The sequence below is a fragment of the Clostridium sp. DFI.1.208 genome, assembly GCF_024463855.1.
Taxonomy (GTDB): domain Bacteria; phylum Bacillota_I; class Bacilli_A; order Erysipelotrichales; family Erysipelotrichaceae; genus Clostridium_AQ.
In genome coordinates, this window is sequence record NZ_JANGCA010000054.1 from 1 (window position 1) to 26,467 (window position 26,467).

Genomic DNA, 26,467 nt, shown 5'->3' on the forward strand with positions numbered 1-26,467 from the left:
TGGCCTAGGACTTCTTATAGTCATGGGAAACTAAGAACTACTCAACCGTAGTTAAGAAAAGTTGATTTATCCAGATATCAGTAATTTTGAAAAATTCTAACGCATAATCAATGAGTTTTTGTGTACCCAAAAATATGATTCCTTCAGTTATTTTGTAGTTAAGACACAATATTTAAAAATGGCATCAACCACATTTCCTTAGGTTGATGCCATTGAGCTGTATAAACAGCCCTTTCGATTATTCTAGATATTGCTTTTAGGAATGCTGCAGAGATTGCAAAATGGCCGGTCGGATATCGTCTTCGACATCCAGCATATTCATCGCATCCACTGCATTGACATTGATTCTCTGCATCAGCTTTTTTACATAAAGAAGTGTTGTTTCCACTTTACCTTCAGCTTTTCCCTGTAATAAGCCTTGTTCCAGGCCCTTCTCAATACCTCTCTGCTCGATAAAATCACTAAAGTTGCACATATCCATGACCTCCTCTTCTATCTCTTTCTCCATCAGTATACCATACCCCTTCTGCAATTGTTCCTTTTTATCCACTATTGCGAGATTTTTTATAAACAATATTTTTAACAGCTCCAGCAGTCTCTGCTTATTCTCATCCTTCTGCTTCACTGCATTCGCTATTTCCTTCTCTGTTTGTACGGCTTCCTTTTTCGGATATACCATGACTGCCGTTATCAGGTCGTAGTCCTCCTTCGCTTCATGCCATATGTTTGTTTCACATGTTTCCTGTATCCTATAGGTATTGATGACATCGTTCTTTTGATTGCTGTGACCGATGCAGATCCAGATGGAACAGACCTTTTTAATCCTTCCATAATCGGAATGCTAAAATCCTTCCTTTGGATGCTTCTGCTTTGCCATCAATCTGCCGCAGTAATACAAGGCACGCTTGATCAGGGGATACACGGGATTATCCTTTGCCTGACTTTCCAGGTTGATGATCATGCGAAGTCTCTCTTTAGTGCATGTGCTCTTTTTTGTATCTTCTTGCTTCGTGGGTAGTGCTGCTTCAAACTGGATATCATATTTAATCTGTGATCCCGGTATGGATTCATCCGTGACCTCGATCTGCTTATCATCGATATACGTGCATGCAGCTGTATTATTTATGGAAGACATTTCGATATAGGACGGTATGTCCTTCAGTGGAATATCTGCAAATTCCGGAATGCAGCCCTTTATGACATAGGCGAGTATCTGTTTGTTTGACAACAGCTTTTTACAATACATATCGTATGCTTTTTTATCATCGTAATCGGTAATCATAGACGCAGCTTCTGTGTGTTCCTTCACAATCATATCCCTTCTTTCTCTGCGATTCTCTTAACTTCAGGAATATAATCAGGTGGAGCTCTTGTTCTGCTCTTGCTTTCATAGGAATGCAGAAGTCCCTGCCATTTAATTTCATATACAGAAACTTGTGCAACAGAATCAAGGCGATTATTACCGCCGACAAGCAGCGTTTAGCTGCAGCATTGTATACAAGGGTAGAAAAGAATAAATCAATCTGTAAAAAGCATAAGAAAAAAAGCTTCTAAATGGCTTTTGAACTGCTGAAAGGCCGGGGCTTTTGTGTATGGAATGCACGTGGTATGCTTGTATCTATTATATCGTTTCTCATGGGTCAGCCCCTCCTTTTTTTCGTATCTACAGTGTAGCATATATCCTATTGAAAATACAGAAAATTCTAGAAATCTCCATATTCAAAAGAGGTGAAAATTGGCTTATCATTTGATGCTCTAAAAGTTTTACTCTGTGAAATTGAAATCAACAAATATCATCATAAAACATATGAGCAGATGATGAACCCCCGCTCCCACATGTTTCAATAGCAGGATTTGATTCATTCTTCCTTCTCTACATCCACTTATTTCCCAGCGCACGCCTGCCAAATTTATATCCATCCTTTGTTTGCATATTCCAAAATCCATCCATATTCTTTCAGCTTTTTCAAATTTTTCAGTAAATATATGTATGTATATAAAAAGCACTTGCATGGATGATAATCGTCCCCTATTTTAATCAGCTGCTTCATTTTTCACTAAAAAGATATGCAAATACTCCATCGGCTGTACAACTTTGGAAACGATGCGGTAAATATATCCAGCCTCCTCCAAACTGCCTTCCAAGGGAAGTCCCTGCGTTACAACCGCATTCATGCTTCTATACGTCAATATATCATACAAAAAGCTGTTCTTTTCCTTCAAAAGTGGAATCATCCGCTTTGCCTGTTCAAAATCCTCTTCCTTCATATGATACAGAAAACGAATAAAACACGAAAACGGATCATTTCTTCGATATTTTTCAAGCAGCTCTCTACAAGACTCCAGCTCCTCGAAGTATAATGCAATGCTCATGAGATAGTGACGCACCTGAAACAGGTCTTCGGGATTCAGATTCAATATCTCCTGAAACTGTCTTTGCGCCTTCCTCATATATCCGGCCTCATACAAAGAGGCAGCATAAGCAAATTTAATATGAAACAGTGGCTTCGCTTCATCAAATTGAAAAAAATCAGATGCATCCCGCAGAAAAAAATCCTTTCCCAGATTCATGGTTGCCAGCTCCATGCCCTCTTTCAGCATACCGAGCTTTTTGTACACATTCTGTTCATTGATCCCCAGCACCATATAAGCCTCTATACAGTCTGTGCATAACCCCAGCGCCTCTTTTGCAATCAACTGTTTCTTTTGCGAGCTGCGGCAGTGATTGGCTTCCTCCAGCTTTTTTAGTGCAGCACGATACGTATTTTGATTTGTGTCCTTGACCGGATGTGTTTCATCCAGAAAGGCATCCAGTGTCATTTGGAAGGTGATGCCGATGTCTGTTGTATCTGAAATATGATTCATATAGAGTCCCTCATCATTTCTCTTATTATATGCCAGTTCCCTATTTTACTCAATGACTTTCGTTCGACTGTTTCAGATAATTCAGTGCCCATTGGCTGTCGATTTCCTCAAACTGATTCCTTTGCGGCGGCAATTTTAAACATATCGCATCATAGGATGTCTTTACTATCCCAATCATATCCGCTTCTTCATCTCGCTGCACATGAAACCAGATAGAATCTGCTTCCTTATCCTGATACGTAATGCTCTTTGGCAGGTTCCCCTTTTTCTTCTCCCGCAGCATGATTTTTAACTTCAGAAGCTCCATAGCCCGATCATCCAGCTTATCCTCCAGAATTCTGATTTTCTCAGCAACATGCGCCTGATTGGAAAGATAGCGCCGTATACAATTCTTTTCAGACTGAAACATAGAAAAATCCTTATCTGTCAAATCACCTTTTGGCTTAACCAGTAAAACAAACCGATGCTTTTTATCGACATATATCATCGGATGGAGAAAGGTATTGATCTTTCCACAGCTTGGACAGGCCTTTGTGAAGAATGCCCCCTCCAGCAGCTCCTTACGAAACTGCGGCTCCATCTCCGGCATAATCAAGGTTTCACTCTTTTTATGTGTTTTGTAGAAGCAGCGCGGACAGTTAAGCTCCACCAATATAGATTTCATACTATCACCATACGTAACATTATACCTGTAAGCCATCATAATGCAATAACAAAGCATAGAAAAGATCATCGTTCAGCTAGGAAGCACATGCAACATACACGGAAATTCATACTTTCTGTATTACGCGACCTCCAAAGCTTCAAAAAAGAAAAAGGACAGAGCTGCTGCCCTGCCCTGTCTGTTAAAGCTCTCTTGTTGCGTATTTCAGCCATTCCTTTTCTGCTTCGTTCAGATAAGGAGAAACCTTGTCATATACTTCCTTATGGTATGCATTCAACCACGCAATATCATAGCGTGTCATCAGATCAACATCAAGTCCATCCAGATCGAATGGTACAAATGTGATGGTTTCAAAATACATGAACTGTCCATATTCGTTTTTCTCACCCTTGCGTACCACCAGCTCATTTTCATGCCGGATACCATGGGAGCCTTCTACATAAACCCCCGGCTCATTGGACTGTGTCATTCCTTCCTCCAGCACACAGCTGTCATTTCTTTCCGGAACAACTCTCCAGCGGAAGCCGTTTGGACCCTCGTGTACATTCATCAGATGACCGACACCATGTCCCGTTCCGCATTTATAATCAATTCCCATTTCCCACAATGGTCCCCGTGCGAGAATATCCAGATTCATGCCGCGGCAGCCTTCGAGAAATTTTGCCTTGCTCAGCTGAATCATTCCGCGCAGTGCACATGTATAATGTGTGCGGATTTCATCAGAAATCGGTCCGAGTACAAAGGTTCGTGTGATATCCGTTGTCCCCTCCAGATACTGTCCGCCACTGTCAACCAGCAGCATCCCCTCCGGTTTCAGCTCGACATCGGTTTCCTCGCTTGCGCTGTAATGCATCATTGCCGCATGCTCTTTGTATGCGGATATCGTAGAAAAGCTCAGTCCCAGATTATGCTCCTGTTCCCGACGCAGGCGTTCCAGATAATCACTGGCACTGATTTCCGTTATGGTTTCCTTACCAATGCTGTTTTTTAACCAATACATGAATTTCGTCATAGCAACAGCATCCTTGATGTGTGCCTTACGATTGTTTTCCAGCTCGATTTCATTTTTTCTTGCCTTCATCAGCTGGGAAGGATTCGGACAGTCCACGATACGGATGTCCTTCTTCAGATTCTGTGTGATTGCATAATTTACAACACCTGTATGCAGCATAACGGCAGCATCTGCAGGAATGGTTTTCACAAACGCATAGATATCGTCATATGCATGTACAGTTACAGCATTTTCCTTGAAGTTCGCTAGCATCTGCTCATCCAGCTTATTCTCATCAATAAATATATGATTTTCATCGTGAGTAATGACGAGATAACACAGCATGACAGGGAAACAGCTGATATCCCAGCCACGCATATTTAAAATCCATGCGATATCATCCAGAGAGGTTACGATGTGATGGGATACGTTTTGTTCCTGCATCACCGCCCGGATATCCGCCAGTTTATCCCTCGTGCTTTTCCCACTGTATTTTTCTTCCAGAAAGAAGCCTTTTTCCGTAGGCAGCGGCGGGCGATCCTCCCAGATCATTCCTACAAGGTCTTCCTGTGCGGAAATGGCAGCATCCTTATCCTTCAGCTCTTCCATAATATCATGTACAAGTCTGGTATTCATGACACGTCCATCAAAACCAAATACACCATTTTGGCGCATATGCTCGCGTATATATGCAGGAATGGTAGGTACACCTTCTTCTCCCTGCTTCATCAAATCAATCGTGCTGTCCTTCAGCTGATTTGCCGCCTGAATAAAATATCTGCCATCCGTCCATAGGGCAGCGCAGTCCTTACATACGATCAGGGTTCCTGCCGAACCGGTAAATCCGGACATGAAGCTTCTTGCCTTAAAATGCTCTCCGACATATTCCGTTTCATGAAAATCGGATGTAGGAATCATGTATACGTCCATATTTCTTTCATTCATCAATGTTCTTAATTGTTTCAGTTTCTCTATTACCGTCATAAGTTCCTCCTTCAATCATCACAGTAACCATTGTACTCCAAAAGAAGGAAAATGAATATAGATTTCACCTTAAAAATTATGGTTTGTTTTTCTGTTATCTTATGGCACGCATTAGAAGTTTGCCTGTTCCAGCTGTGCAGTGAGCTGGATCATGATTTCCCTGTCATTCAGCCTGTCAGCATCTCCCTGCATGATGATAACAATGGGATGTGTACCCTTTAGCTGCATACCGGTATCATATATTTTCGTATCCAGAGCATTGCTGACATCCTGTTTGGTTTGTGTATCATATGCCGTTACCTTCATATCCAGATACGTATTTTCAAGATCGGCAGCATCCCCCTCCACATGAATACTGGTTGTGCCCTTGTAGGTCATCATACTGTTTAGCTTCTGCTTCATTTCCATATGTAAGGCATCGGTTGTGATACGTATTCTCTCTTTCAGCGTGATGCTGTTCTCCCACAGGCGAAACATCGAAAACGTAATCAACAGTACAAATAGTACAGTTGCTATTCTTATATATACCATATCTCTTTTCATAGTCATATCCTCCCAAAAAAACCAGTCATTTAGAGTATGACCGGTTTCTTATTTTTTATAGCTCAGGATATGAATTTTATAGTATTTCGCTTCCTTCACGTCATAGACGGTATAGTTGAAATGGGCATGCTCGCCGGAAGCAACAATGTCCTTTCCTGTAAGGAACCATTTATCCTTCTTTATCAGCTGTTTCTGCGCATCATACAGCTGTATTTCCGCTTTCACGAATCGCACTGCGAATTTTGTATCGTTATGCAGCTCTCCACGCAGGACACAATGTCCCTGTAGGGCTTCAAATTCCACTGCATCCACATAGAGGGTTTTCTGCTTTTTCAACACCTGTTCTTTTTCTGCCCACCTTGTGCGTATGGTTTTATTGAACAGCCAGATTACAACAAGCTCTGCATACAGCAGGATACCGAATTTACTTTTCAGAAAAAGAAAGATTTTACCGATAAAGGGGATATGAAACACGTAGGTTCCAATAATGTCCTTGCGCAGTGTCTTATACATGTCCAGATTATCCTTACCCTCTGCATTTGTGCGGTATATGGTATTTCCCTGGAAATCTTTTTCTGTTTTATTAAAGTGATGTGTTAATAAGATATCATCACCAAAGCGATCCGCCTTAAAGGTGATGATATCACCTTTTTTCAAATGCAGTGGTTCTTCTGGATCAAGTACCTTCGTACATACAAGCGAGAAGGTGGGAATACGGGGCTCCATACTGTCTGTTAATACAGCATATAGGCGATAGCCTGTAATCTGTGCTGTTTCATCCGGATATTTTGCCATAAGAAAAGTATAGGCTGCCAGTGATAACACAACAACCACAAACACAATATTTGCAATGCGTTTGATTACGTTTCTCATATGCGATCCTACTTTCCTCATCTTCTATATTTTATAGGATTTTTGGAGGGGTGAAAAGTTTTTTTTAAAAAAGCCGTCGGATGACGGCTAATGTTTAATCTATACTGAAGTTTTTTCTTGTAAAGTCGCTACAACAACAATAGAAGCTTTATTTGTACCTGTATTTAAAGAATCGTTAGGTGTAACGGTGATAGTTGGCTGAACAGAATTCGAATCACTTGGAAAATCCATTGTTTCATTGATGACCACAGTGACCGTATCAAGTTTCCCTGTACTAAAAGACTCAGGAGCATTTGATGCAACTGCAGCATCAGCATTAACTTTTGTATCAAATGCATATGCCTTTAGTGTTACTTGATAATTTGAAAGATCTACTCCACTAGGTACATCGTTTACTGTAATGGTAGGGTTGGCAGTATAAACCGGTGTTTCTAATTTATTTTCATTTTCTGAAGTTAAATTAATAGGAGCTATTGTTGTAGATACGCCTTTACGAAATGAAATTTCATTTGATGCTATTGAAGCTGTTGTAGAATCCCATGCAGCGAATGTCCCTGCGGATGTAGCGATAACAGCACCTGCTGTTAATAACGATAATAGTGTACTCTTTTTCATATAATTGTTCTCCTTTTCAATTTTTGAGATTAGGTAATATTTTTGTTACCTTTTACACTATTATTGTAATCCTTTTGGGAAACTTTGTATAATGCTAATAACCCGTACACCGGTTATGCATTTTAGGTATACCTACATATCTGCGTAGGTTTCATGGATAATATTCAGAAATACCTTTCCTGCCTCACTCAGCACCTCACGGTTTCTTCGTATGATAACAAAATACTTTTGAATATCACAGTTTCTGATCCGCATGCTGTGGATATGTGAATGCTTTAGCTCCTCAATCTGCCATTTATTCCCCAGCATAAAGGCATCCGTATGATTTAGCATATTGATAATCGCATGGTAGTTGCTCATCGTGATTGTTTTTTTGAAGCTTGTCAGCTGCACGCCATCCATCGTTAATGACATATTCAGATTTGAGAAAAAATCATATGGCAGATGAATCAGCGTGAAATCCAGAAAATCTCTTGCATCCTTCTCCTCCACCAGTTCCTCCAGATTTTTCTCGTTGATATGAACATACAGCGGACCCTTACCAAGAATATTCAATTCAATTTCCTTCGCATCCGCCATTTTACGAAAGATGCTCAGCTGATAATCATTTAAAATCGTGATTCCGATTTCCGACTTCATTTCACTGACATTGGCCAGCACCTGCTCTGCCGTTGTTTCTATCATATGAATTTCTGTAGCGGCAGATTTCATGTGCTTATAAAACTGCAGTATCAAATCATCTCGCAGAAACACAGAATCCACAGATACCGTCAGCTTGCTGTACAGCTTTTCCTCACTGACATCCTTTAAACGCTCCAGCACCTGAAACTGCGAAAGAATAGACTGTGCATAATAATACATCAGTCTTCCGGTTGGAGTCAGTGTAACCCCGTGATTGCTGCGGATGATCAGCTCCTTCCCCATCTCCTCTTCCAGTGACTGTATGCTTCTACTCAGACTCGGCTGACTCACATACAGCTTCTCCGATGCCTTGTTGATACTTCCGCTGTCGACCACTTCGACAAAGTAGCGTAATTGCTGTTTCTTCATTCTTTGCTCTCCCTAATTGTAAAGATATATGTTATGTATATATCATATCATAAAAGACAGAACCCTTCCCACACAGATTCTGCCTTTTTCTGTAATATTATTATTTGGTATTCATTATATAGGAGCCATTCGCAGTTGCAACGACTTTGCCGCTGTTTTTTGATCGGGCAATCGCTCTGGTTTGTGACATCCTGCTTCCATCATGATCACAGATACCTTCCACGATCAGCGTATCGCCGCTGCTCACACCGCCAACATAATTTACAGCCATTTGTATGGTTGGGGTAAATACCACATCCTGAATCACATAGGAAACACATCCCATCGTAATATCCAGCGCTGTCGCAATCATACCTCCATGCAGATTGCCGGCAGGATTCATCTGCCAGTCCTTGACCGGAAAACTGAGCACAACTGTTTTTGACTCATAATCTGCCGCAACCAGCTCCATATCCATCATTGCATTTATCGTCCCTTCATCACGGACTCTCTGGCTCACAAAATGTGCAACCCGTTCTTTGAATACCTGTTTATCCATATCACCACATCCTTCCTGAATATTATACTCCATACCGGAAGGAACGCACGCATTTTGCGCAATTTTATCACTTCTGCTTACAGCTCAATATGCGAATGTGGTAATCATAAACGCCGTATATTTCATAAGCCGTATAGGTGAACTCTCTTGTTTCCTGAGGCTGTAAGAATTCTCTGCCGCAAAGATACCACTTCATGCTTTTTATCACATTGCGAAAATCATCATACAATTCTATCTCTGCTTTGATGTAGCGCACCGGGACAGACAGATGGTTGCTTACGCTGCCATGCAGGGTGGCAAATCGTTTACTGCAATCAAAGTCCAGGTCCTTTAATACAATGCCCGCTTCCTCCTTTGCTTCATTTTTCTCTGCTGTGTCTGCCTGATCGACAGGCTGTATCGCTTCCTGCTTGGTATTGCTTTCCTTTTCCGTCGTTTCTTCCCCTGTCTTCTCTTTCACTGCATATTTCCTATTGAAATCCGGGTATTCCTGAGACTTCTGTGTCTCCTTGGAAGCTTGTGTCCCGTGCAGCAGCTCCTGCACCTCGCGGCGCACCTCTTCCAGCAAGTCAGAATCCGGGCCATCTTCCGCATCATGAGCAGGAGTGAGTGCCTTGTCTTCTGGCGCAGCCTTCTCTGCTTGCACCTCTGCCTTTTCAAAGGTCTTTGGATTTGGGATTGTCTCTGTGCTATGAGCTACTGGCTCCGGCGCTGTATGCACAGTCACTTCCTTTTCTTTTGGCAGTGCGGGTTGGAGCGGCTGCTGTTCGCGTGCAGACTCTTGAATACTGTTTATCATCGGCTCCAGCACACCGACTGCCTGTATATGCAACTGCTCCACACAAGGGATTTTCTTTTCAAATTTTGAGGCATTGGAATTATAAAGTCCCGCTATATCCTCTGGCGTATCCTGTGGATAAACAACAACCTGTGGAACTGCATGACGCGGTGTATCATAGACCGGATGGCTTTGTGCAGACTGCCGCACCACGGAAACATCTGCCTTCGCTTTCACGAGCTCATCCGCCGTATCCTCTGCACATCGTTGCGCACCCGCGATTTTTTTCATAGCCTGTTTTGTTGCTAATGAAGGCTGCACCTCTTCTTCATAATCGCTGTGCAAGGTTGCTTCCTGACTCATTTGCATTTCTGGCGGCGTTTCCTCAACATCGCTCGTAATATACGCTTTTTTCGCATGTGCTGCAGCTTCTATGATCTGCTGCTCATGCCCGGCTTCTTCCTCCAGCAGCTGATCAAGCAGCTCCGTATGATCCTCATGCCCTGTCTGTGGGGTGGATTCACTAGGCTGCGTAATGTGGATTTCCTGTAAATCCTCATCGTCATCCGCATCGCTGTCATCCGCCAGTGCCTTTCGTATACCGGCAATGCGATAAGACGGTATGCTGTGCTTTTTCACACTCCCTGCATTGATGTTTTCCAGAATCTCCTGTTCCAGCTGATTGACCTGTATATCCATATCCGCAGCCGCAGCGGGTAATGCGGGCTCTGTTGTCACAGGCTCACGATGCTCACCTTCCTGTGAGGGCTTTTGTGATACAGCCAACGCTTTCCTTCGCTTACGATCGCGCCGCTGGGATTTCACCAACAGAAATAAGGAGCTTACCAGCAAAAATCCCATCACAGCCCCATAGATGACTTTCCCCATACCGCTCTGTAGAAATTCATACACCCGTCCCATATATTTCATATGAAACAGATAGGCGCCGATTAAATCCTCATGCCTTGTTTCATATGTATCATAATAGCTGCTCTCCGGTGCCTGTGTAATGTAAAAGGTTTCCTGATTCCGCACCTCACTTTTCACAAACATGTGTGTGAGTATTACAGATTCACCAAAGCGCTCAGCCCGAAAGCTGATCAGCGTGTTGTTTCTCGGCTCCTCATTTTCTTGGAAGGTCTTTACAAAGATAAGAGAATCCTGTTCGATTGCTTTTTCCTTATTTTTACCCGTGACCTGTACCATACGGATATGCAGAATATGTTCACTCTGCTCTGGGGCATATATCAAAACCGTTATCCCCAATAGGAGTATGAGAAAAAGGGCTTCCAGAATCCATGACAGTTTTTGTTTCATATCGTATCCACTCCTGCTTGCACTGCTGTACTGTTCACTGTTATTCTATCATAGATTTCAGCATATAAAATGCTCACAAAGCCCTTATTTATAAGGTTTCTGAAATTTCTGTCCGCAAATCCCGACGTAAACATAAATTGTTGTATTTATGTCGTGTTTTACAAAAAAAAGCCTCCGACAAGAAGTCGTAAGGCAACATTACACATCGTGGTACGAAAGCTCAAAAACAGCTTCATCCCGAAACACCATACAAGGCGCATAGCAGCTTTGCAATACATCCGGCATTCCCATCAAATCCACACCACAGCTATCGCTTGTATCATATAAGGAGGCTTCCCTGGTGAGCGGCACATATAGATAGGCTATTCCACAATAGTAGCTGGCTGCTATAAAGCCGCCCAGCTCCTTTACTTGCCGATTTCCTACTACCAGCAACACACTGTCTTTTTGACAGCCGCTGTGATAAAGAAATCGAACGACCACCTCCAGATTATCGAAGGTCTTGATCGGCGCCGTATCGGAAACAACAAATTCCGCAGCCTTTGGAAATTGCGCTGCAATCTCCTTTCTTATTGCGGCCTGCACACCTGCTTCATAAAGAATCAGAAGCTTATCCGCTTTGATATAGGTATTCAGCTTTTTCACAATTCCCCGACAGCTGATTACCCTTTCCTTTTCTATTTGCATCAGCTTCACCTGTTCTTTCCGCCTTCCTTGAGCAGCTTTGGAAAATATCCGCTTACCCGCACATGGTCGAAGAAGATCACAAAGGCCTGTTCATCACAATTTTGTATCTGTCTTTTCAAATGACTGTATTGTCCTCTGGTGATTGCCACCATCATGACCTCCTTCCTGCGTCCGCTGTAGCCGCCTGCGCCATCCCATACCGTAACACCGCGCCCCACATCCAGGATCAGCTGCTGCTTCAATTTCGGATTCTCTGTGATTATCAAGGCAGCTGATTCTGCATTATCCTCGTGAATCCGACCCAGCACGAAGGACAGAATACAGCTGTGTACGATGGAATACAAGGCAACCTGACTGTCATAGATGAGAAAACAGATGAGATAGATTGCCGTGTTGACAAGCAGATAAACACTGCCGACGCTTCCCTTTCCCGTTTTCGTCAGATACAGACCGATGATATCAATCCCTCCACCGCTCCCGCGTCCCTTGAAGAACAGTCTGGTTCCATATGCGCAAAGAACGGAGCCAAGCAATACAGAGATAAAGACATCCTCCACCAAAGGTGTTTTTGGCACCGGTATCACCGACAGAAACAGCGATTCAAACAGTATGACAACAGCGGTATGCACCGCAAATTCTTGAGCCAGCACCTTTGCGGCGAGCATGATCATGAAGATATTCAGTATCAGATTCAGAATACCTGCGATATCAAAGGGAAGCTGATAGGGCAAACAGTGCATCAGGAAGTCCCTGAGCAGCTGGGCAATCCCTAAAAAGCCGGCACTGTATATGTGCAGCGGAACCAGAAAGAGATTCATGGAGAGGGAAAACAACAGCGCTCCGCCAATACAGTACAGCCAGGATTGCGTTGCTTTCATATGATATAGCGCTGTACGCGATCGGTGATTCCCACCGCAATTTCTCCCGCAGTCCCCTGTATGATTTTGCCAAGCAGATAGCTGCTGACAGCATTGGTTCCATCATCACCGCTTAACAGTGCATATTCTCCGACCTGTACCCCTTCAATATCGCTTACATCAACCATAAACATATCCATGCATACCTTTCCGATCAGCAAAGCCTTTTGGCCATGAATGGAAACATAGCCTTGCGGGGATTGTGCAATGCAGCGCCGGTATCCATCCGCAAAGCCTGCTGCCAGCACGGCGATTCTGACCGGTCGCTTTGCGATAAAGTCATGCCCGTAGCCAACCCCTTCTCCTATTCCGATATCACGCAGAAGCACGATTCTCGCTTTCCAGACAAGTGCTTCCTGCAATGGAATAGACTGCTGCTCGGATGTAGCGGCAAGACCGAAGATGTATGCACCGACACGCACCATATCCATATGCAGCTCAGGAGCATGAACCGCTGCCTTGCTGTTGCAGATATGACAGATTCCCGTGTCCACTCCCTGCTCCTGCAAGGCCCTGATGCAGTCTTGAAAACGCTGCCGCTGCACATCAGTAAACGCCTGCTCCTTTGTATTGCTTCCAGCGCCGTATACCAAATGGGTATACATCCCCGTTATGTTTATGTTTGGCAGGGAAAACAAAGGAAGCAGCTGTTTTACGCAGCACGGTATATCCTTGCAGCAATCCATCCCCATACGGTGAAAGCCGGTATCCAGCTTCAAATGCACGGATACCTGTACCTTCATGCTGACACAGCGTGCAGACATATGGGCCAGTGAGGAGGCTGAATAAGCACTGAGGGTAATTTTGTTCTCTGCCGCCAGCAATATCTCCTCATCCGACACATAGCCAAATACAAGAATCGGCTTTTTGCCTGCTGCCCTCCGCACACGCAGAGCCTCCTGCATGGTTGCTGTCCCATACCAGTCACACAAATCGTCAATCGCCTGCACACACGGCTCGATTCCATGACCGTACGCATTCCCTTTTACGACCGCCATAAATCTCGTTCCCGCTGTAAGACGACGCTTCAGCTGTATCACGTTTTCCCGCATGCGCTCCGTATGGATTTCTGCATAGGTTCGACAGTGAATCTTCTCATCCATAGCTATTCAGCTCTGCCGCACTCCGCAATGATGGCGGCCTCATATGCTTTCTGCAGCTTTTTCAAAATCGGCCCGGGGTTTCCATCGCCGATCAAATGTCCATCCACCTGTAAGACGGCGCAGCATTCCGTATTTGTATCTGCAACGATAACCTCATCCGCAGCGTACAGCTCCTCCAGCGTAAAGGTGTCTTCGCGAAAGGGAATCTGTTCCTGCTCACTCAGTGCTTCCAGTATCTTCTTCGTTGTGCTGGGCAGAATATCCTCATTTTCAACATGTGTCAGAATACAGCCATTCTGAACAATCAATATAGAGCCGGATTTTTCCTCTGTGACAATGCCGTCCTTGACCAGAATCGCCTTGGCTGCCCCCCGTTTCTTCGCCTCATAGCGCGCCATGCAGTTTGGAATCAGATTCAATGTTTTCACATGACAGTATTTCCAGCGGATATCCTCTACACTGATTGCCGTTGTTCCCGCTTTGATTTTTTCCACATTGCGCGGAGTGTGTACCGCAAAGCCGGACAGCACCGGCATCTGCTCCCTGCACGCAGGAAACAGATGATTTCTGACACCGTCATCCCCTCTTGTCAGCTGCATGTACACATAGCCGCTGTGCAAAGCATTTTCTTCGACCAGCTGTTGGAAGAAGCTTTGGAATTCCTCTTTTGTATAATGCAGATTGAACTTCACGATTTCCGCTCCCTGAAACAGACGGTCAAGATGCCGCTTTAGACCAAACAGCTTTCCATTGTATACGCGTACAACCTCATATAAACCGTCTCCAAAGACATAGCCGCGATCCTGAAGAGAGATATGGATATCCTGCTCATCCACCATGACTCCCTTCCATAAATATCGTTCCCCGATTCCTTTTTTTTCTGTACTATTCATCCTGATATCCTTCTTTCTATTCCTTGCATGCTGCATAGCATATTTTCCCACTCAGCATTCCATAGGTATCCCGGAACACCTCATCCATGTGCTCCTTCAGCTGATCGAAATCCATGAACCTGCGTGAGGTCACAGCCTCCAGAAATATGGGAAGGTTAATACCGTAAAAGCATTCCAGCTTTTTTTCCTTATAGAGTCTTCCGATTGCTTTTGCTGTGACATTGCAGGGGGAGCCCCCCAGTAAATCTGTCAAAACGATCACACCGTCTCCTTCATCTGCCTGCTCGATTGCCTGATAGACCTTTTGTTCAAACTGTTCGATGCTGTCCCCGTGAAACAGCCCCAGATGTGCAACATTTCCGATATTTCCGACAATCAGCTTTCCGCTGCTGACAAAGGCTTCTGCCAAAGGCCCATGTGTGGCGAGTACCAGTCCTATCATACGACGTGCCCTCCCCTACACTGCGTCTTTGATTTCGATTCGTTTATCATCCGGTACGACTCGAATATAGACGTCCATGCCCTTGCTCTGCATAGCCTTGATGCTTTTCATTTCTTCCTCATTTACCGCAATGTTGCGATACAGCTTCCGTCTGTCTGCTCTGGCACCGATTCCACCGATGCCCACTTCCTGTATGGAAACACCGGCATCATGCAGATCCAGAAAGACCATCGGCGTTTTCGCAAGCAGGAAGATACGTTCATCCTCACTGCCTGCTTCCTTCAGATAGGAGATAGCACTGCTTACGGAAAGCACCTCCAGTTCCAGACTGCTCGGCATTGCGGATTTCATGATCATTTTCATAAAAGAATCCTTTGCGGCCTTATCATCCACAATAATCACCTTGCTGGCTTTGGTATGCAATACCCAGGCTGTCATGACCTGCCCGTGTACCAGGCGATCATCGACACGTGCATATACAATATTTTTCATACGATTATTCCTCTTTCTTCTGTAGACAGGCGATAAATGCCTCGGCGCGATGCTGCAATTCCTCAAAGCGGCCCTCCTGAATCACCTGCTTATCCAGTAAGCGTCCGCTGATTCCATAGCCGGTGCAGCCGATCGATGCGAATTCTGCAATGTTTTCTTCTGTGATCCCGGCTGTCGCAATGAATTTCACATGAGAAATCGGTCCCATCAAATCCCTGATATAAGAGGCCCCCATTCTGGCAGCCGGAAACAGCTTGACATAATCTGCCCCGTATTCATGCGCATTTAATACCTCGGTGGGACTCAGCGCTCCCGGTATAGACAGCATGCCCAGCTCCTTCGTCTTGCGAATAACCGCTTCCTTTACATTCGGCGAAATGATGTAGGCAGCCCCTGCCTGATGCGCCAGTTCCACCTGCTCGGTGTTGATAACCGTCCCTGCACCGATTGCCATACGGCCCCGGAAGTGCTTTTCCAGCATGGTGATCGCATCCAGTGTTTCCGTATAATCTTTGCTTTTTTGATCAAAGGTTACCTCTGCCAGACGGATACCGCCCTTGTATAATGCTTCCATCGTTTTGCAGAGGGTGTCACCATAGACACCCCGGCAAATCACGATCAGCTTATGCTCCTCAAGCATGGCTCTGCTTGTTTCCATATAGTCCTTCCTCCTTTCTTAGAAGAAACCAATCAGCACACCGACAATGGCGATGGCGATCAGAATCAGTATGATTTTTGATGTTGACAGCTTTTTCTGCAGCAGGAAGTAAGAGAGAAAGACAAAGCCGATTGGCAGCAAGCCCTTGAATATCGCATCAAAGATGGTTTCCTGCAGAACCATGTCCGAGCTTCCCAGATGCAAAATCGTAGAGGAGGTAACGGTAACGGTCGTAGCCGCAAGTCCTCCCAGCGTAATGGCACCGACCGCTGTAGCCAGCGTCATAAAGCGCTCCAGCTTACCGCTCGCAAACAAACCGTTGACAGCTTCCTTTCCTTTTTTATAGGAGGTCTGAAACATCCAGTAGCATGGCACCATGACATAAAATACGGTTACAAGCATGTAGAAGATCGGACCGAAGAAGTTGCCATCCATTCCCATACCGATGGCGATGGAGGCAACAATAGGGATTGCGGTCCCCTGCCGCAGGGCATCAAACACACCCGCAAGAGGTCCCATCAGTCCGGTTTTGATTGCACTGATGTCCTCTCCTTCAATCGGCAGTCCGTTTGCACGCTCCTCCTCCAAAGAGCATACCAGCCCCATAATGATAGAGCCGCCGTAATATCCGGCCGTATTGAAGAATTCCATATGCCGCTGACATGCATTCACGAATTCTTCCTTATCATCTCCATACAGCCTTTTCAACACCGGACCCAGACAGCCCAGCACACCAGGAGCCTGCAGACGCTCATAGCTCAGGGTTGCTTCTCCGAGCAGATGCCAGAGAAGAAAGCATTTATTCAAATCGGTTTTTGTCAGCTTTTTCTCTGTCTGCATTCTGGTATCTGTTACCTGTTGTTCCATACGTTACACCTCTTCCTTTGCTCTGTTGAATTTGAGATCAGAATACAGGGATGCGATAATAAAGGCTACAACGGCGATGACAATCATCGGCACATTGCCGTAAATAGACAGCACGAAGCCCAGCATGAACAGCTGAATAATATTTGGGCGGTTGGACAGCAGACGCAGAATGATCGCAATCCCCATAGCCGGCAGTATCTGTCCGATTACTGTAAGAATCTGCATCGGAGTTCCCTTTAAGGCATCCAGCACCTGTGTTGCCACATCGGTTCCGAAATACAGAATGCCAAAGACCGGTACGGCTGAGATACAGAAGGTTGCTATCTGTGCGAGTACGAATTGTACAAAGTAAATCTTTTTCATATCTCCCTGTGCAGCAGCACTGTCCACCATGTGTACGAATACGGAGTTGATGGTGCTTCGCAGATTCCAGACGATGGTACCGACAAGACCAAAGGATACAGCAATCGTAACGGCGACCTGTGGAGTGGCACCTGTCGCTATCGCAAGCGATGTTCCAACAACCCCTGCAATGCCGGGATCACTTGGTATCGCACCTCCGACATTCAGGAACCCAAGGACTACGGTATTGATCGTTGCACCGATAATCAGACCGTTTTGCGGATCCCCCAGAATCAAGCCGACGATGGTGCCGGATACAAGCGGCTGGCGAATGGATACGTGTACGATTCCGGTAAGCCAGGGCGGTGAACACAGCGTCATATAATACAAAATCCCGATAAGCGCTGCCTGTAAAAAGTTAATTTCCATGTGTTTTCTCCTCTCATGTTTTTTGAAAACCTAGTAGCTACTGACTGTTTACACACATACTATAAACGCTCAAAAACCTTCCGTCAAATAACGTAAAAGCACAGTATTTTTTACATTCGTGTCATTCAAAAGACAAGAAAAGAAGGTGATATTTTCCAGTATCTGCAATTTTTAACGATATCTGCATATGTGTGCTTTCCATCTCCACACAAATCATATCCGTGCTATAATAAGTGTGCAAACAGACAATAAGCGTGCATCCCGCAGCTTGGGATTTCAGCACCAAAAAGTGGAGGAAGTTATGAAAAAAGCACCTCGTACAAAGGATATTCAAAATCTTGTTGCCAGCTATACGGCAAACGGTATTACCGCACACACCTATGATTTCAGCAGCTGCAATGCGCATGACATCGCACTGATTCTGAAGATAGATCGAACCAACGTTTCCCGCGTCCTTAATCAGCTGCACCGTGAAAACCGGCTCATCAAGCTGCAGGGACGTCCCACCCTGTATCTGGATGCCGGTGTCATACATTCCTTTTCGACAGAGCCGGTTCCTTATACACTGCCGGTAGGAAGAGATATACAGGAGTATCTGCATCAGGATAAGCCCGTGCGCGTGCGTGAGGATAGCAGCAGGCACAAGCTTACCTATACCGGTATACACGCAAATGAATCCCTGCATCCTCTGTATCAGGAGCTGCTGGCGATTCTCATGTATCCCCAAGCCCTGCAAAGCATGGCACTTTGTGCGCCCTATGGAGAAGGCAAGCACCATTTTCTGAATTTTTTTATCGAAAAGGCAAAGGAGCTTCAGCTGCTTGGCAAGCATACACAAATTCTGGAGCAGGAGCTGGAGGATGCGACGGATGTACAGCATCAGATTTTTAATATTCATCCCGATACCCCCGCCTTCCTCATTCTGGATGTCCAATGCAGTGATATGCGCATGATCAAGCAGGTACAGCAAAAATTACAGAAACAGCACGCCGCCTTACATAGCAGCTGGAAAATCTGTTATCTGTTTCACGATATGGAAAAGCAGGATAGCGCAGCCCTGCAAGGACTCATCGACTATCCGATGGTGTTTCCCTGCTATGAGCAACGCACACTGAAGGAACGTCTGGAAATTATTTTTGCCGAAATACAATGGCAGTCCGACATCCTGAATCAAACCATCTGTCTGCATAAAAATGTGATCACCTGTATGGCACTTGCTGACAAAGCATATACCACACACAGCTTCCTGCAGGAGCTGCGCCGTTCCATCATTCGCGCACACTACAGCTTTATCCAGCGCAGAGCAAACATCATCGATGTCACCTTTGAGCATCTGTCCGACGACATGCTGAACAGCATACGGGATGTTTCCTCCCGCTTTGCACAGCTGCACAGCATCCTCGATCTGTTTGATGGCGATGTGCTTTACTTCATACCACAGACCTCCTGCCGGTTCTTTACGACCCTGCAGCATGCGCTTTTGAATGAGCAGCAGCTGATTGATTGCCATGATGATGAGCAGATCGTTTCCATCTGTAACGCCATGCTGAAAAAAACAGAGAAAATAGAAATCAATACGATTCGCTCCATATTTGTCAAAGAGCTTTACGATCTGATGTTTCCGCTGCTGGCATCCACGCCGCTCAGGCAGAAGGAGACGATGATTTTTGTATTATTTGAATACCTGCAAAATCTCATAACGGAATTGAAGAACGATACTTACACCTGCAGCTTTACACCGTCGCATGGTCTTGGGACAAAGCGCACCGATGCTATCACGGATGATATTGCACAGATCATCCAATCCAAGCTGGAGGTCATACTGCCGCAGGATGAGCGCATTTTGATCAGCACCTACCTGCAGCTGGCCATGCAGAGGCTGGAGGCAAAAACCCCGCTACTGTTTCTCTGTCATGGGGAAGATATCGCCGCAAATTATGAAAAATACATACGCTCCGCCAATTTGTATGATAACTGTCATTCCATCGATTATTCCGAGGCCTGGAGAAGAAAGGAATTCCACTTCTTTCTGGAACATGTATGCAATCGCATCCAGCAGATCGACAACCACGAAACCCTTTTGCTGTTCAGCGATATTGCGCCTTTAACAGAGATTGGCGAACAGATCAGCAGCCGTCTGCATATCGATGTGCAAAGCTTTGCCCCCATTTCCCTTCCCCTCATTCTCAATACGATATCCGCACGGAAGCATGCGCATATGGAGGAATACAATCAGCCGCAGACTCCAAGCTTTCCTGCCGCATCGCTCAGTGAGAACTCGCGCACGCTGATTGACCGTATTTCCCGCCAGATACTCCAGCAGTCGCTGGTATTTCTGGACGCGAACAAGGCCTCCTCTTCTTTGATGATCGTTCTATTGAATATTTTGAAAAAGCTGAAGCTTAGCTATAGCGATGAAATCACCATTCGCTTCATCATACATGGGGCATTCGTCATTGAGCGTGCCATCCGCAACGACCCCCTGCCAAATAAAAAAACACGGGAGATTATCAATTCCCATGCCGATGTGTACAATACGATCAGTCTGGAGCTGAATGAATTGAACAATATTTTCAACATCAGTATATCCAAAGCTGAAATCGCCACAATCACACAGATTTTTCTGGAATATATGTAGCTCCTGAATTCCCATGTGCATTCCCCTTGTACAATTACTTCAGTATTTCAAATTTTGTTTTCCCTTCCTTCACACATGCATAAAAAAAGCGGGCTCTGCGTGATACTTCATCAGCAGTTGTCCGCTTTTCTATAGCATTTCTATGTAAATCAGGCAAGCTCAGCCTCCAGCTTTTCGATGCCCTTTGCAATACGCTGTAGGGTTTCCTCTTTTCCGAGGATATGAGCGATTTCAATGGCTCCCCCCGGAGTAAACTGCTTTCCGGTGATGGCTGTACGTACCGGCCATAAAATCTGTCCGTTTTTCATTTCCATCTGTTTAGGTAAAGATAACAGCAGCTCATGCAGGTTCTCTTCACTTGACCAGTCATTCAGTGCAGACAGAGCACTCTGCGCAGCCTGCAATGCCTTTAATGCAATTTCATAGGTTGTCTTCATTTTTTTATGAATGTACATGGCATTGTCATAGTCCGGCAGCTCGTCAATGAAATCCAGACTCTCCGGGATAGAGGTCAGAATATCACATCTTGGCTGCAGAATGCGTGCAACCGCCATGATATCCACTGGTCTGTGCACCGATTCCTCGATATACGGCTTCGCCAGCTCACAAAATTTTTCCGTGCTCATCGCACGCAGATACATACCGTTCATCCATGTCAGCTTGTCGATATCAAAAATCGCCGGTGATTTGGAAATACGCTTGATATCGAATACCTTGATCAGCTCATCCAGTGAAAAAATTTCCTGCTCTGTTTCCGGTGACCATCCAAGCAGAGCGATGTAATTCAGAATCGCTTCCGGAAGATACCCCTTTTTCACAAGGTCCTGAAAGCTGGCATCCCCGTTTCGCTTACTCAGCTTGTGCTGTTCATCCTTCATGACCGGTGGAACATGCACATAGGTGGGAATGTCCCAGCCAAAGGACTGGTAAACAAGATTATATTTCGGTGTGGAGGACAGATACTCGTTTCCACGCACAACATGGGTGATGCCCATCTGGTGATCATCCACAATATTCGCAAAATTATAGGTCGGGTAGCCATCGCTTTTCAGCAGTACGGATTCATCCAGTATGCTGTTATCCACCTCAATGCGGCCATATACCTCATCATCGAAATATGTTTCTCCATCGTGACGAATCGTCTGACGTACAACATATTTTTCCCCTTTGGCAATACGCTCTCTTGCCTCTTCCACCGATACATGCTTGCATGGATCATCATATTTGAAAGAGATTCCCAGGCTTTCCGCCTCTTTTCTCTGTTTTTCTATTTCTTCCTCACCGCAGAAGCAGTAATGTGCGCCTCCCAGATCAACCAGCTGATCGGCATATTCCTTATACATCGGCAAACGCTCAGACTGTACATACGGTCCGAACTCTCCTCCGATATCCGGTCCTTCATCATGATGCAGACCGACTTCCTTCATCGTATCGTATATGATTTCGACAGCGCCTTCCACGTAGCGTTCCTGATCGGTATCCTCGATACGCAGAATAAAATCTCCGTCCTCATGCTTGGCGATCAGATATTCAAACAATGCCGTTCTCAGATTTCCGATGTGCATATACCCGGTAGGACTTGGTGCAAATCTTGTTCTTACTTTTTTCATACGGGCCTTCCTTTCCATTTTATGTTTCTATATGTAGCAGCAGCTTGGCATTTCCCAACTAAATGCAGGGTGCTTCCCCGTGATAAACAAAAAAGTCGCCGAAGCGACTCTCGTTTTTTATTGGCTGGGGTACTTGGATTCGAACCAAGGAAATGCCAGATTCAGAGTCTGGTGCCTTACCGCTTGGCTATACCCCAATCTCTCAGCGGCAACGACATTATTCTACTTGTTTTCTATGGTTTTGTCAATAGATTATTTTAAAAAAATCAAAAAAGTTTTTAACCTATAGGTTTCGACTCACAGCCAATTCCTACATATGTGATTTATCTATGAACTATTAGAATATGGAGCCCATGGAACAGGTCCTATATTTTCATTTACTCTCATATGCTGATCCTTCTCTATTTTCAAAGCGCTGTGAATCATAACCACCGGTAGCTTTCCTTACATGGAATTATGAAAAAGGATTGCATCAGCGATGGAAGAATAAGACGAAATCATCCTACACAACTCTATTCTTTCGTTTTGCATCGTGTTCTTTCCTTATGCCGGAAAAAATATTTTGATAAGGGATAATTCAAATCCTGAAGCTCATCTGCCTTCCCTGCATGAGCTGGCTATCCCCCATAGAAAGACCGTATATCATATATACCGTATATCATATATATTGGAGTGTCTTAGTTCCTGTGCGAATGATCAAATGGGATATGAACAGGTGGTGCTTCGGGATATCACACGCCTCACCTGCCTGGTCCTTGCCTTTTTCAGACGAATTACAGGAAAGCGCCAACGCACCGTAAATTTGCCACTAATCTTCCAGAATATTAGAAGGTCAGCTTTCCACTAAGATATGTAAAAGCAGAACAGGCCTTTATTATATAGAATACGATTTCTTATCGCTGTATGGATTTTGCTTAACGGGATGGATGCTGAGAATATGAACCGTAAACCACAGCATTGACAGGAGGTCCATCCCTTTATTTTACAGCTTTTCAGGCACATCTATAATTTGAACATAAAATTCATACCTTCGCACACGGCGCTTGACAGCACTACGAAATCGTGGGATAATTCTGGAGAAATCGATGAGAGTAACTCGTCTGAGGCTTAACCAGAGATTTGTGCATAGTACTACGCAGGGAATGAAGGAAGCAAGATAATGTTTGCTTTCTAGATTAGGAGCGATTATGTTCGGATTGAAAAAGAAAAGCAAAATAGTGGAACTGGCTTCACCGATCAATGGAAAAATGATGAGCTTAGGTGAAGTTCCGGATAAGGTTTTTGCGTCTGAAATGATGGGACCTGGTGTGGCTTTCATTTCTGAGGATGGAAACATCTGTTCGCCATGCGATGGTGAATTGATGACGGTATTTCCCACAAAGCATGCGATTGGAATAAAGGCAGAAAACGGTGCTGAAATACTAATTCATTTTGGAATCGATACTGTCCAATTAGAAGGAAGCTGTTTCCATCAAAAAATCGAAGCAGGAAAAAAAGTAAAAAAGGGCGATTTGATCATGGAGGCTGATATCGAAGCAATCCGCAAGCAGGGATATAAAATCGATACGCCTATGATTATCACGAATGCAGATGAATTTCATATTACGATCCACAAGGGGGATGCTGTTACTGTAAACACGGATCCAGTCATATCTCTGGAAAAGAAGTAAAGCATATGGAGGTCATAAAAAAGCTGGGGAACAACGCAGCCATCTGTAAGGATCATAGCGGCAGAGAATTGATTGCGATCGGATTGGGCATTGGATTTCCGAAATGTCCGTATGTATTGGATGATTTGAGTAAGATTGACCGTACGTTTTATAACGTGGATTCTGAATACATAAGCTTATTTGAGGACATTGATTCGGGAATCTTTAAGATTTCTGCGGATGTTATTGATTTGGCGATTACAATGCTGAGTGTTCCTTTAAAGCAAAATGCTGTATTTACACTGGCAGATCATTTGAATTTTGCCCTTGTACGGTTGAAAAAGGGCATGATATTTGCGACGCCAATCGCAAACGAATTGAGAGATTTGTATCCGGTGGAAGTAAAAATTGCAAGGTATACATTGAATCTGTTACAGAAAAATCTAAAGGCAGCATTGCCGGAATCGGAAATATATGCGATTGCCATGAATATCATCAATTCTGAAGAAACCTATAGCTCAAATAATCAAATCACACTGAAATCTGAGTTTATTCAAGAAATTGTGAGGATTATCGAAGCGCAGATGAAGGTTTCAATAGATACAAATTCATTTAATTATTCTAGATTTGCATCACATATGCAATATCTATTCAGAAGAAAAAGCCAATATAGTGAAATCAGCAGCACCAACAGGAAATTGTTTGAAGTATTGAAAAAAGAATACCCGGAAACATTTGCTTGTGTACTGCTAATCAAAGCATCAATATTTCATAAATTTAGTTGGAGTATTGAGGATGAGGAATTATTATATTTAATTCTCCATGTAAATCGATTGTGTTCCCATGAGGGTGTAACGAATGATTCGGCATAACCTTTGCACAATATAAACATTGCCTGATGTTTATTGTGTGAAGGTTTTTATTTTATAGAAAATCAGAGAGGATAACATAGTATGAAAAAAGATAAAGCTTTAGAAATTGCAAAGAGCGTTTTGGAAGAAATCGGCGGAAAGCAAAACATTGCTAAGGTATTGCATTGTCAAACACGCCTTCGCTTTAATTTAAAGGATGAAAGTATACCGGACTATGAAAAGATAGAAACGATTCAAGGCGTTTTAGGTATCGTAAAAGCCGGTGGACAGGTGCAGGTTGTAATTGGTCCGGAAGTTAAGGATGTATATAAAGAGCTGTGTGAGCTAGGTGATTTTGAAAACACAGACAGAGAGCCCGTTCCTGCTGTAAAAGAAAAAATCACATTGAAATCTATTGGAAATGGAATTTTAGATGCTATTTCCGGAAGCATGGGGCCTGCAATTCCAGCCATTGTCGCTTCTGCATTCTTTAAAATGCTAACGGCTATTTTGGGTCCTGAGCTGCTGAATGTCATCGGTGAAGGAAATGATATCTACACATTATTCACCTTTGTAGGAGATGCCGCATTTTATTTCTTCCCGGTAATCATCGGATATACCAGTGCAAAAAAATTCAATCTGAATCCGGTTCTCGGAATTTTGATGGGGGCAATCTTCATTCATCCAACATTTGTCGGATTAGCAGGAAAACCATTCACCGTATATGGTATTCCTTGCAATGTTCAAAGCTATGCAAGCTCCATCGTACCGATTATTTTATCAAACTGGGTTATGTCTTATATAGCTAAATTCTTCGATCGTATCGTACCTGGAGCAATTCGTTCTGTATTTGCACCGGCCCTTACAATTGCCGCCATGCTGCCCATCGCCTTATGTGTATTCGGTCCGGCAGGAGCATTCATCGGACAATATGTAGTAGATGCACTGTTCTCCCTGGAAGGAATTGCAGGCTTTATCGGCATCGGCTTGATTGCTGCATTATATCCTGTTTTAGTAATGACCGGTATGCATATGGTATTGCTTACAACCCTATTCCAAATTTTTGCCACCTATGGAAGCGATGGATTTGCCGCAGTAGCCGTTTCCGTTTCCAGCTTCTCCATCATGGGGGTAGGTATCGGTGCATTCTTCCGATTGAAAAACAAAGAACAAAAAGCGCTCGCATTATCTTATGGAATTACCGCTATTGTTGCGGGGACATCAGAGCCGACAATTTACGGTATTTGCACGAAATATAAAAAGCCCTTTATCGGGCTGCTAGCGGGTGGTTTCTTAGGTGGAGCCTATGCCGGTTTAACCGGTGTCATCGACGCAACCCTTGTACCGTCCTCAAACATCTTTGCAGCGTTATGCTTTTTGGGAGGCTCTCAGGCCAATGTAATCAACGGTATGATTGCATGTGCGATTGCCTTTGTATCAACGGCTCTCTTCGTTTATTTCTTCGGCTTTGATAAAAACGAAAAAGATATTCAGCGATAACCTTATAGGGTGAAGGAAGGAGCGCCTTCCTCATCCGACCGGTGATAGAAAGACAACTATATTAAAGTCAAGTAGTAATTTATGAAAAAGTATGAAATATAAAATACTTGAAAATATAGTATTCGATCTTTGAAATTGTGAATGTAAATATGTTGAAAAGAACTATAGTTA

At 44.1% G+C, this 26,467-nt stretch carries 25 protein-coding genes and 1 tRNA gene; 4 read left to right on the forward strand and 22 right to left on the reverse strand.

Annotation, left to right across the window (positions count from 1 at the left end; genetic code table 11):
- Positions 1-256: 256 nt before the first annotated feature.
- The 20 genes from NE665_RS19460 to NE665_RS19555 all read right to left on the reverse strand — a co-directional run bounded on the left by NE665_RS19460 (position 257) and on the right by NE665_RS19555 (position 18,048).
- Positions 257-679 carry a hypothetical protein gene (locus tag NE665_RS19460; RefSeq protein WP_256302605.1) on the reverse strand — a complete coding sequence of 141 codons (423 nt, stop codon included), beginning with the start codon at positions 677-679 and terminating at the stop codon, positions 257-259.
- Positions 680-841: 162 nt separating this feature from the next.
- Positions 842-1,309 carry a hypothetical protein gene (locus tag NE665_RS19465; RefSeq protein WP_256302606.1) on the reverse strand — a complete coding sequence of 156 codons (468 nt, stop codon included), beginning with the start codon at positions 1,307-1,309 and terminating at the stop codon, positions 842-844.
- A gap of 725 nt (positions 1,310-2,034) precedes the next feature.
- Complete coding sequence (locus tag NE665_RS19470) at positions 2,035-2,865, reverse strand: hypothetical protein (RefSeq protein ID WP_117442029.1); 831 nt, start codon at positions 2,863-2,865, stop codon at positions 2,035-2,037.
- Positions 2,866-2,914: 49 nt separating this feature from the next.
- The gene (locus tag NE665_RS19475; protein ID WP_233104789.1) at positions 2,915-3,529 is read right to left on the reverse strand and encodes a CpXC domain-containing protein; all 615 of its coding nucleotides are present in this window, start codon (positions 3,527-3,529) and stop codon (positions 2,915-2,917) included.
- Between the two features lie 181 nt (positions 3,530-3,710).
- A complete protein-coding gene (locus NE665_RS19480) occupies positions 3,711-5,504 on the reverse strand; it encodes an aminopeptidase P family protein (protein WP_117442030.1) in 1,794 nt (597 codons plus the stop codon).
- 111 nt (positions 5,505-5,615) lie between these two features.
- On the reverse strand, positions 5,616-6,047 hold the full coding sequence (locus NE665_RS19485) for a hypothetical protein (RefSeq protein WP_117442031.1): 432 nt from the start codon (positions 6,045-6,047) through the stop codon (positions 5,616-5,618).
- Positions 6,048-6,095: 48 nt separating this feature from the next.
- The gene (locus tag NE665_RS19490) at positions 6,096-6,920 is read right to left on the reverse strand and encodes a signal peptidase I (RefSeq protein ID WP_117442032.1); all 825 of its coding nucleotides are present in this window, start codon (positions 6,918-6,920) and stop codon (positions 6,096-6,098) included.
- 99 nt (positions 6,921-7,019) lie between these two features.
- On the reverse strand, positions 7,020-7,535 hold the full coding sequence (locus tag NE665_RS19495; RefSeq protein ID WP_117442033.1) for a hypothetical protein: 516 nt from the start codon (positions 7,533-7,535) through the stop codon (positions 7,020-7,022).
- Between the two features lie 132 nt (positions 7,536-7,667).
- On the reverse strand, positions 7,668-8,585 hold the full coding sequence (locus tag NE665_RS19500; protein ID WP_117442034.1) for a LysR family transcriptional regulator: 918 nt from the start codon (positions 8,583-8,585) through the stop codon (positions 7,668-7,670).
- Between the two features lie 100 nt (positions 8,586-8,685).
- Positions 8,686-9,123: a PaaI family thioesterase gene (locus NE665_RS19505; RefSeq protein ID WP_117442035.1), complete on the reverse strand. Its 438-nt coding sequence runs from the start codon at positions 9,121-9,123 to the stop codon at positions 8,686-8,688.
- Positions 9,124-9,190: 67 nt separating this feature from the next.
- Positions 9,191-11,218 carry a hypothetical protein gene (locus NE665_RS19510; protein WP_233104790.1) on the reverse strand — a complete coding sequence of 676 codons (2,028 nt, stop codon included), beginning with the start codon at positions 11,216-11,218 and terminating at the stop codon, positions 9,191-9,193.
- A 198-nt stretch (positions 11,219-11,416) separates the two neighbouring features.
- On the reverse strand, positions 11,417-11,905 hold the full coding sequence (locus NE665_RS19515) for a hypothetical protein (RefSeq protein ID WP_117442111.1): 489 nt from the start codon (positions 11,903-11,905) through the stop codon (positions 11,417-11,419).
- 5 nt (positions 11,906-11,910) lie between these two features.
- Entirely contained in the window at positions 11,911-12,783 is an 873-nt protein-coding gene (locus NE665_RS19520) for a YitT family protein (protein WP_178760032.1), read from the reverse strand.
- Complete coding sequence (gene alr / locus NE665_RS19525; RefSeq protein ID WP_118654751.1) at positions 12,780-13,925, reverse strand: alanine racemase; 1,146 nt, start codon at positions 13,923-13,925, stop codon at positions 12,780-12,782. Before alr ends, NE665_RS19520 begins: the two co-directional genes overlap by 4 nt.
- Positions 13,926-13,927: 2 nt before the next feature.
- A complete protein-coding gene (gene dat, locus NE665_RS19530) occupies positions 13,928-14,818 on the reverse strand; it encodes a D-amino-acid transaminase (protein ID WP_178760031.1) in 891 nt (296 codons plus the stop codon).
- A gap of 16 nt (positions 14,819-14,834) precedes the next feature.
- Positions 14,835-15,260 carry a PTS sugar transporter subunit IIA gene (locus NE665_RS19535; RefSeq protein WP_117442038.1) on the reverse strand — a complete coding sequence of 142 codons (426 nt, stop codon included), beginning with the start codon at positions 15,258-15,260 and terminating at the stop codon, positions 14,835-14,837.
- A gap of 15 nt (positions 15,261-15,275) precedes the next feature.
- Entirely contained in the window at positions 15,276-15,752 is a 477-nt protein-coding gene (locus tag NE665_RS19540) for a PTS sugar transporter subunit IIB (RefSeq protein WP_117442039.1), read from the reverse strand.
- Positions 15,753-15,756: 4 nt separating this feature from the next.
- Positions 15,757-16,410: a bifunctional 4-hydroxy-2-oxoglutarate aldolase/2-dehydro-3-deoxy-phosphogluconate aldolase gene (locus NE665_RS19545; RefSeq protein ID WP_117442040.1), complete on the reverse strand. Its 654-nt coding sequence runs from the start codon at positions 16,408-16,410 to the stop codon at positions 15,757-15,759.
- Between the two features lie 18 nt (positions 16,411-16,428).
- Positions 16,429-17,277: a PTS system mannose/fructose/sorbose family transporter subunit IID gene (locus tag NE665_RS19550; RefSeq protein WP_117442041.1), complete on the reverse strand. Its 849-nt coding sequence runs from the start codon at positions 17,275-17,277 to the stop codon at positions 16,429-16,431.
- 3 nt (positions 17,278-17,280) lie between these two features.
- The gene (locus tag NE665_RS19555; RefSeq protein WP_178760030.1) at positions 17,281-18,048 is read right to left on the reverse strand and encodes a PTS sugar transporter subunit IIC; all 768 of its coding nucleotides are present in this window, start codon (positions 18,046-18,048) and stop codon (positions 17,281-17,283) included.
- A 301-nt stretch (positions 18,049-18,349) separates the two neighbouring features.
- Between NE665_RS19555 and NE665_RS19560 the strand changes: the two genes are divergently transcribed.
- Entirely contained in the window at positions 18,350-20,686 is a 2,337-nt protein-coding gene (locus tag NE665_RS19560; RefSeq protein ID WP_118654752.1) for a PRD domain-containing protein, read from the forward strand.
- Between the two features lie 149 nt (positions 20,687-20,835).
- Here the strand turns inward: NE665_RS19560 and gltX are convergent, their stop codons facing one another.
- Both gltX and NE665_RS19570 read right to left on the reverse strand, forming a co-directional pair.
- A complete protein-coding gene (gene gltX, locus NE665_RS19565) occupies positions 20,836-22,296 on the reverse strand; it encodes a glutamate--tRNA ligase (protein WP_117442043.1) in 1,461 nt (486 codons plus the stop codon).
- Between the two features lie 121 nt (positions 22,297-22,417).
- Positions 22,418-22,493 (reverse strand) — tRNA-Gln (locus NE665_RS19570).
- A 990-nt stretch (positions 22,494-23,483) separates the two neighbouring features.
- Here NE665_RS19570 and NE665_RS19575 point away from each other — a divergent pair.
- From NE665_RS19575 to NE665_RS19585, 3 genes are all read left to right on the forward strand, one after another.
- On the forward strand, positions 23,484-23,966 hold the full coding sequence (locus tag NE665_RS19575; protein ID WP_117442044.1) for a PTS glucose transporter subunit IIA: 483 nt from the start codon (positions 23,484-23,486) through the stop codon (positions 23,964-23,966).
- A gap of 5 nt (positions 23,967-23,971) precedes the next feature.
- Entirely contained in the window at positions 23,972-24,817 is an 846-nt protein-coding gene (locus NE665_RS19580) for a PRD domain-containing protein (RefSeq protein ID WP_117442045.1), read from the forward strand.
- 81 nt (positions 24,818-24,898) lie between these two features.
- Positions 24,899-26,296 carry a PTS transporter subunit EIIC gene (locus NE665_RS19585; RefSeq protein WP_117442046.1) on the forward strand — a complete coding sequence of 466 codons (1,398 nt, stop codon included), beginning with the start codon at positions 24,899-24,901 and terminating at the stop codon, positions 26,294-26,296.
- Positions 26,297-26,467 lie beyond the last annotated feature (171 nt).

Coding starts and splice junctions, on each gene's coding strand:
- NE665_RS19535 (WP_117442038.1), bottom strand. CDS start 15,260: ATGATAGGACTGGTACTCGCCACACATGGGCCTTTGGCAGAAGCCTTT.
- NE665_RS19510 (WP_233104790.1), bottom strand. CDS start 11,218: ATGAAACAAAAACTGTCATGGATTCTGGAAGCCCTTTTTCTCATACTC.
- NE665_RS19460 (WP_256302605.1), bottom strand. CDS start 679: ATGGTATATCCGAAAAAGGAAGCCGTACAAACAGAGAAGGAAATAGCG.
- NE665_RS19475 (WP_233104789.1), bottom strand. CDS start 3,529: ATGAAATCTATATTGGTGGAGCTTAACTGTCCGCGCTGCTTCTACAAA.
- NE665_RS19545 (WP_117442040.1), bottom strand. CDS start 16,410: ATGGAAACAAGCAGAGCCATGCTTGAGGAGCATAAGCTGATCGTGATT.
- dat (WP_178760031.1), bottom strand. CDS start 14,818: ATGAATAGTACAGAAAAAAAAGGAATCGGGGAACGATATTTATGGAAG.
- NE665_RS19480 (WP_117442030.1), bottom strand. CDS start 5,504: ATGACGGTAATAGAGAAACTGAAACAATTAAGAACATTGATGAATGAA.
- NE665_RS19470 (WP_117442029.1), bottom strand. CDS start 2,865: ATGAATCATATTTCAGATACAACAGACATCGGCATCACCTTCCAAATG.
- NE665_RS19560 (WP_118654752.1), top strand. CDS start 18,350: ATGAAAAAAGCACCTCGTACAAAGGATATTCAAAATCTTGTTGCCAGC.
- NE665_RS19515 (WP_117442111.1), bottom strand. CDS start 11,905: ATGCAAATAGAAAAGGAAAGGGTAATCAGCTGTCGGGGAATTGTGAAA.
- NE665_RS19540 (WP_117442039.1), bottom strand. CDS start 15,752: ATGAAAAATATTGTATATGCACGTGTCGATGATCGCCTGGTACACGGG.
- alr (WP_118654751.1), bottom strand. CDS start 13,925: ATGGATGAGAAGATTCACTGTCGAACCTATGCAGAAATCCATACGGAG.
- NE665_RS19550 (WP_117442041.1), bottom strand. CDS start 17,277: ATGGAACAACAGGTAACAGATACCAGAATGCAGACAGAGAAAAAGCTG.
- NE665_RS19575 (WP_117442044.1), top strand. CDS start 23,484: ATGTTCGGATTGAAAAAGAAAAGCAAAATAGTGGAACTGGCTTCACCG.
- NE665_RS19520 (WP_178760032.1), bottom strand. CDS start 12,783: ATGAAAGCAACGCAATCCTGGCTGTACTGTATTGGCGGAGCGCTGTTG.
- gltX (WP_117442043.1), bottom strand. CDS start 22,296: ATGAAAAAAGTAAGAACAAGATTTGCACCAAGTCCTACCGGGTATATG.
- NE665_RS19500 (WP_117442034.1), bottom strand. CDS start 8,585: ATGAAGAAACAGCAATTACGCTACTTTGTCGAAGTGGTCGACAGCGGA.
- NE665_RS19505 (WP_117442035.1), bottom strand. CDS start 9,123: ATGGATAAACAGGTATTCAAAGAACGGGTTGCACATTTTGTGAGCCAG.
- NE665_RS19585 (WP_117442046.1), top strand. CDS start 24,899: ATGAAAAAAGATAAAGCTTTAGAAATTGCAAAGAGCGTTTTGGAAGAA.
- NE665_RS19580 (WP_117442045.1), top strand. CDS start 23,972: ATGGAGGTCATAAAAAAGCTGGGGAACAACGCAGCCATCTGTAAGGAT.
- NE665_RS19555 (WP_178760030.1), bottom strand. CDS start 18,048: ATGGAAATTAACTTTTTACAGGCAGCGCTTATCGGGATTTTGTATTAT.
- NE665_RS19490 (WP_117442032.1), bottom strand. CDS start 6,920: ATGAGAAACGTAATCAAACGCATTGCAAATATTGTGTTTGTGGTTGTT.
- NE665_RS19495 (WP_117442033.1), bottom strand. CDS start 7,535: ATGAAAAAGAGTACACTATTATCGTTATTAACAGCAGGTGCTGTTATC.
- NE665_RS19485 (WP_117442031.1), bottom strand. CDS start 6,047: ATGAAAAGAGATATGGTATATATAAGAATAGCAACTGTACTATTTGTA.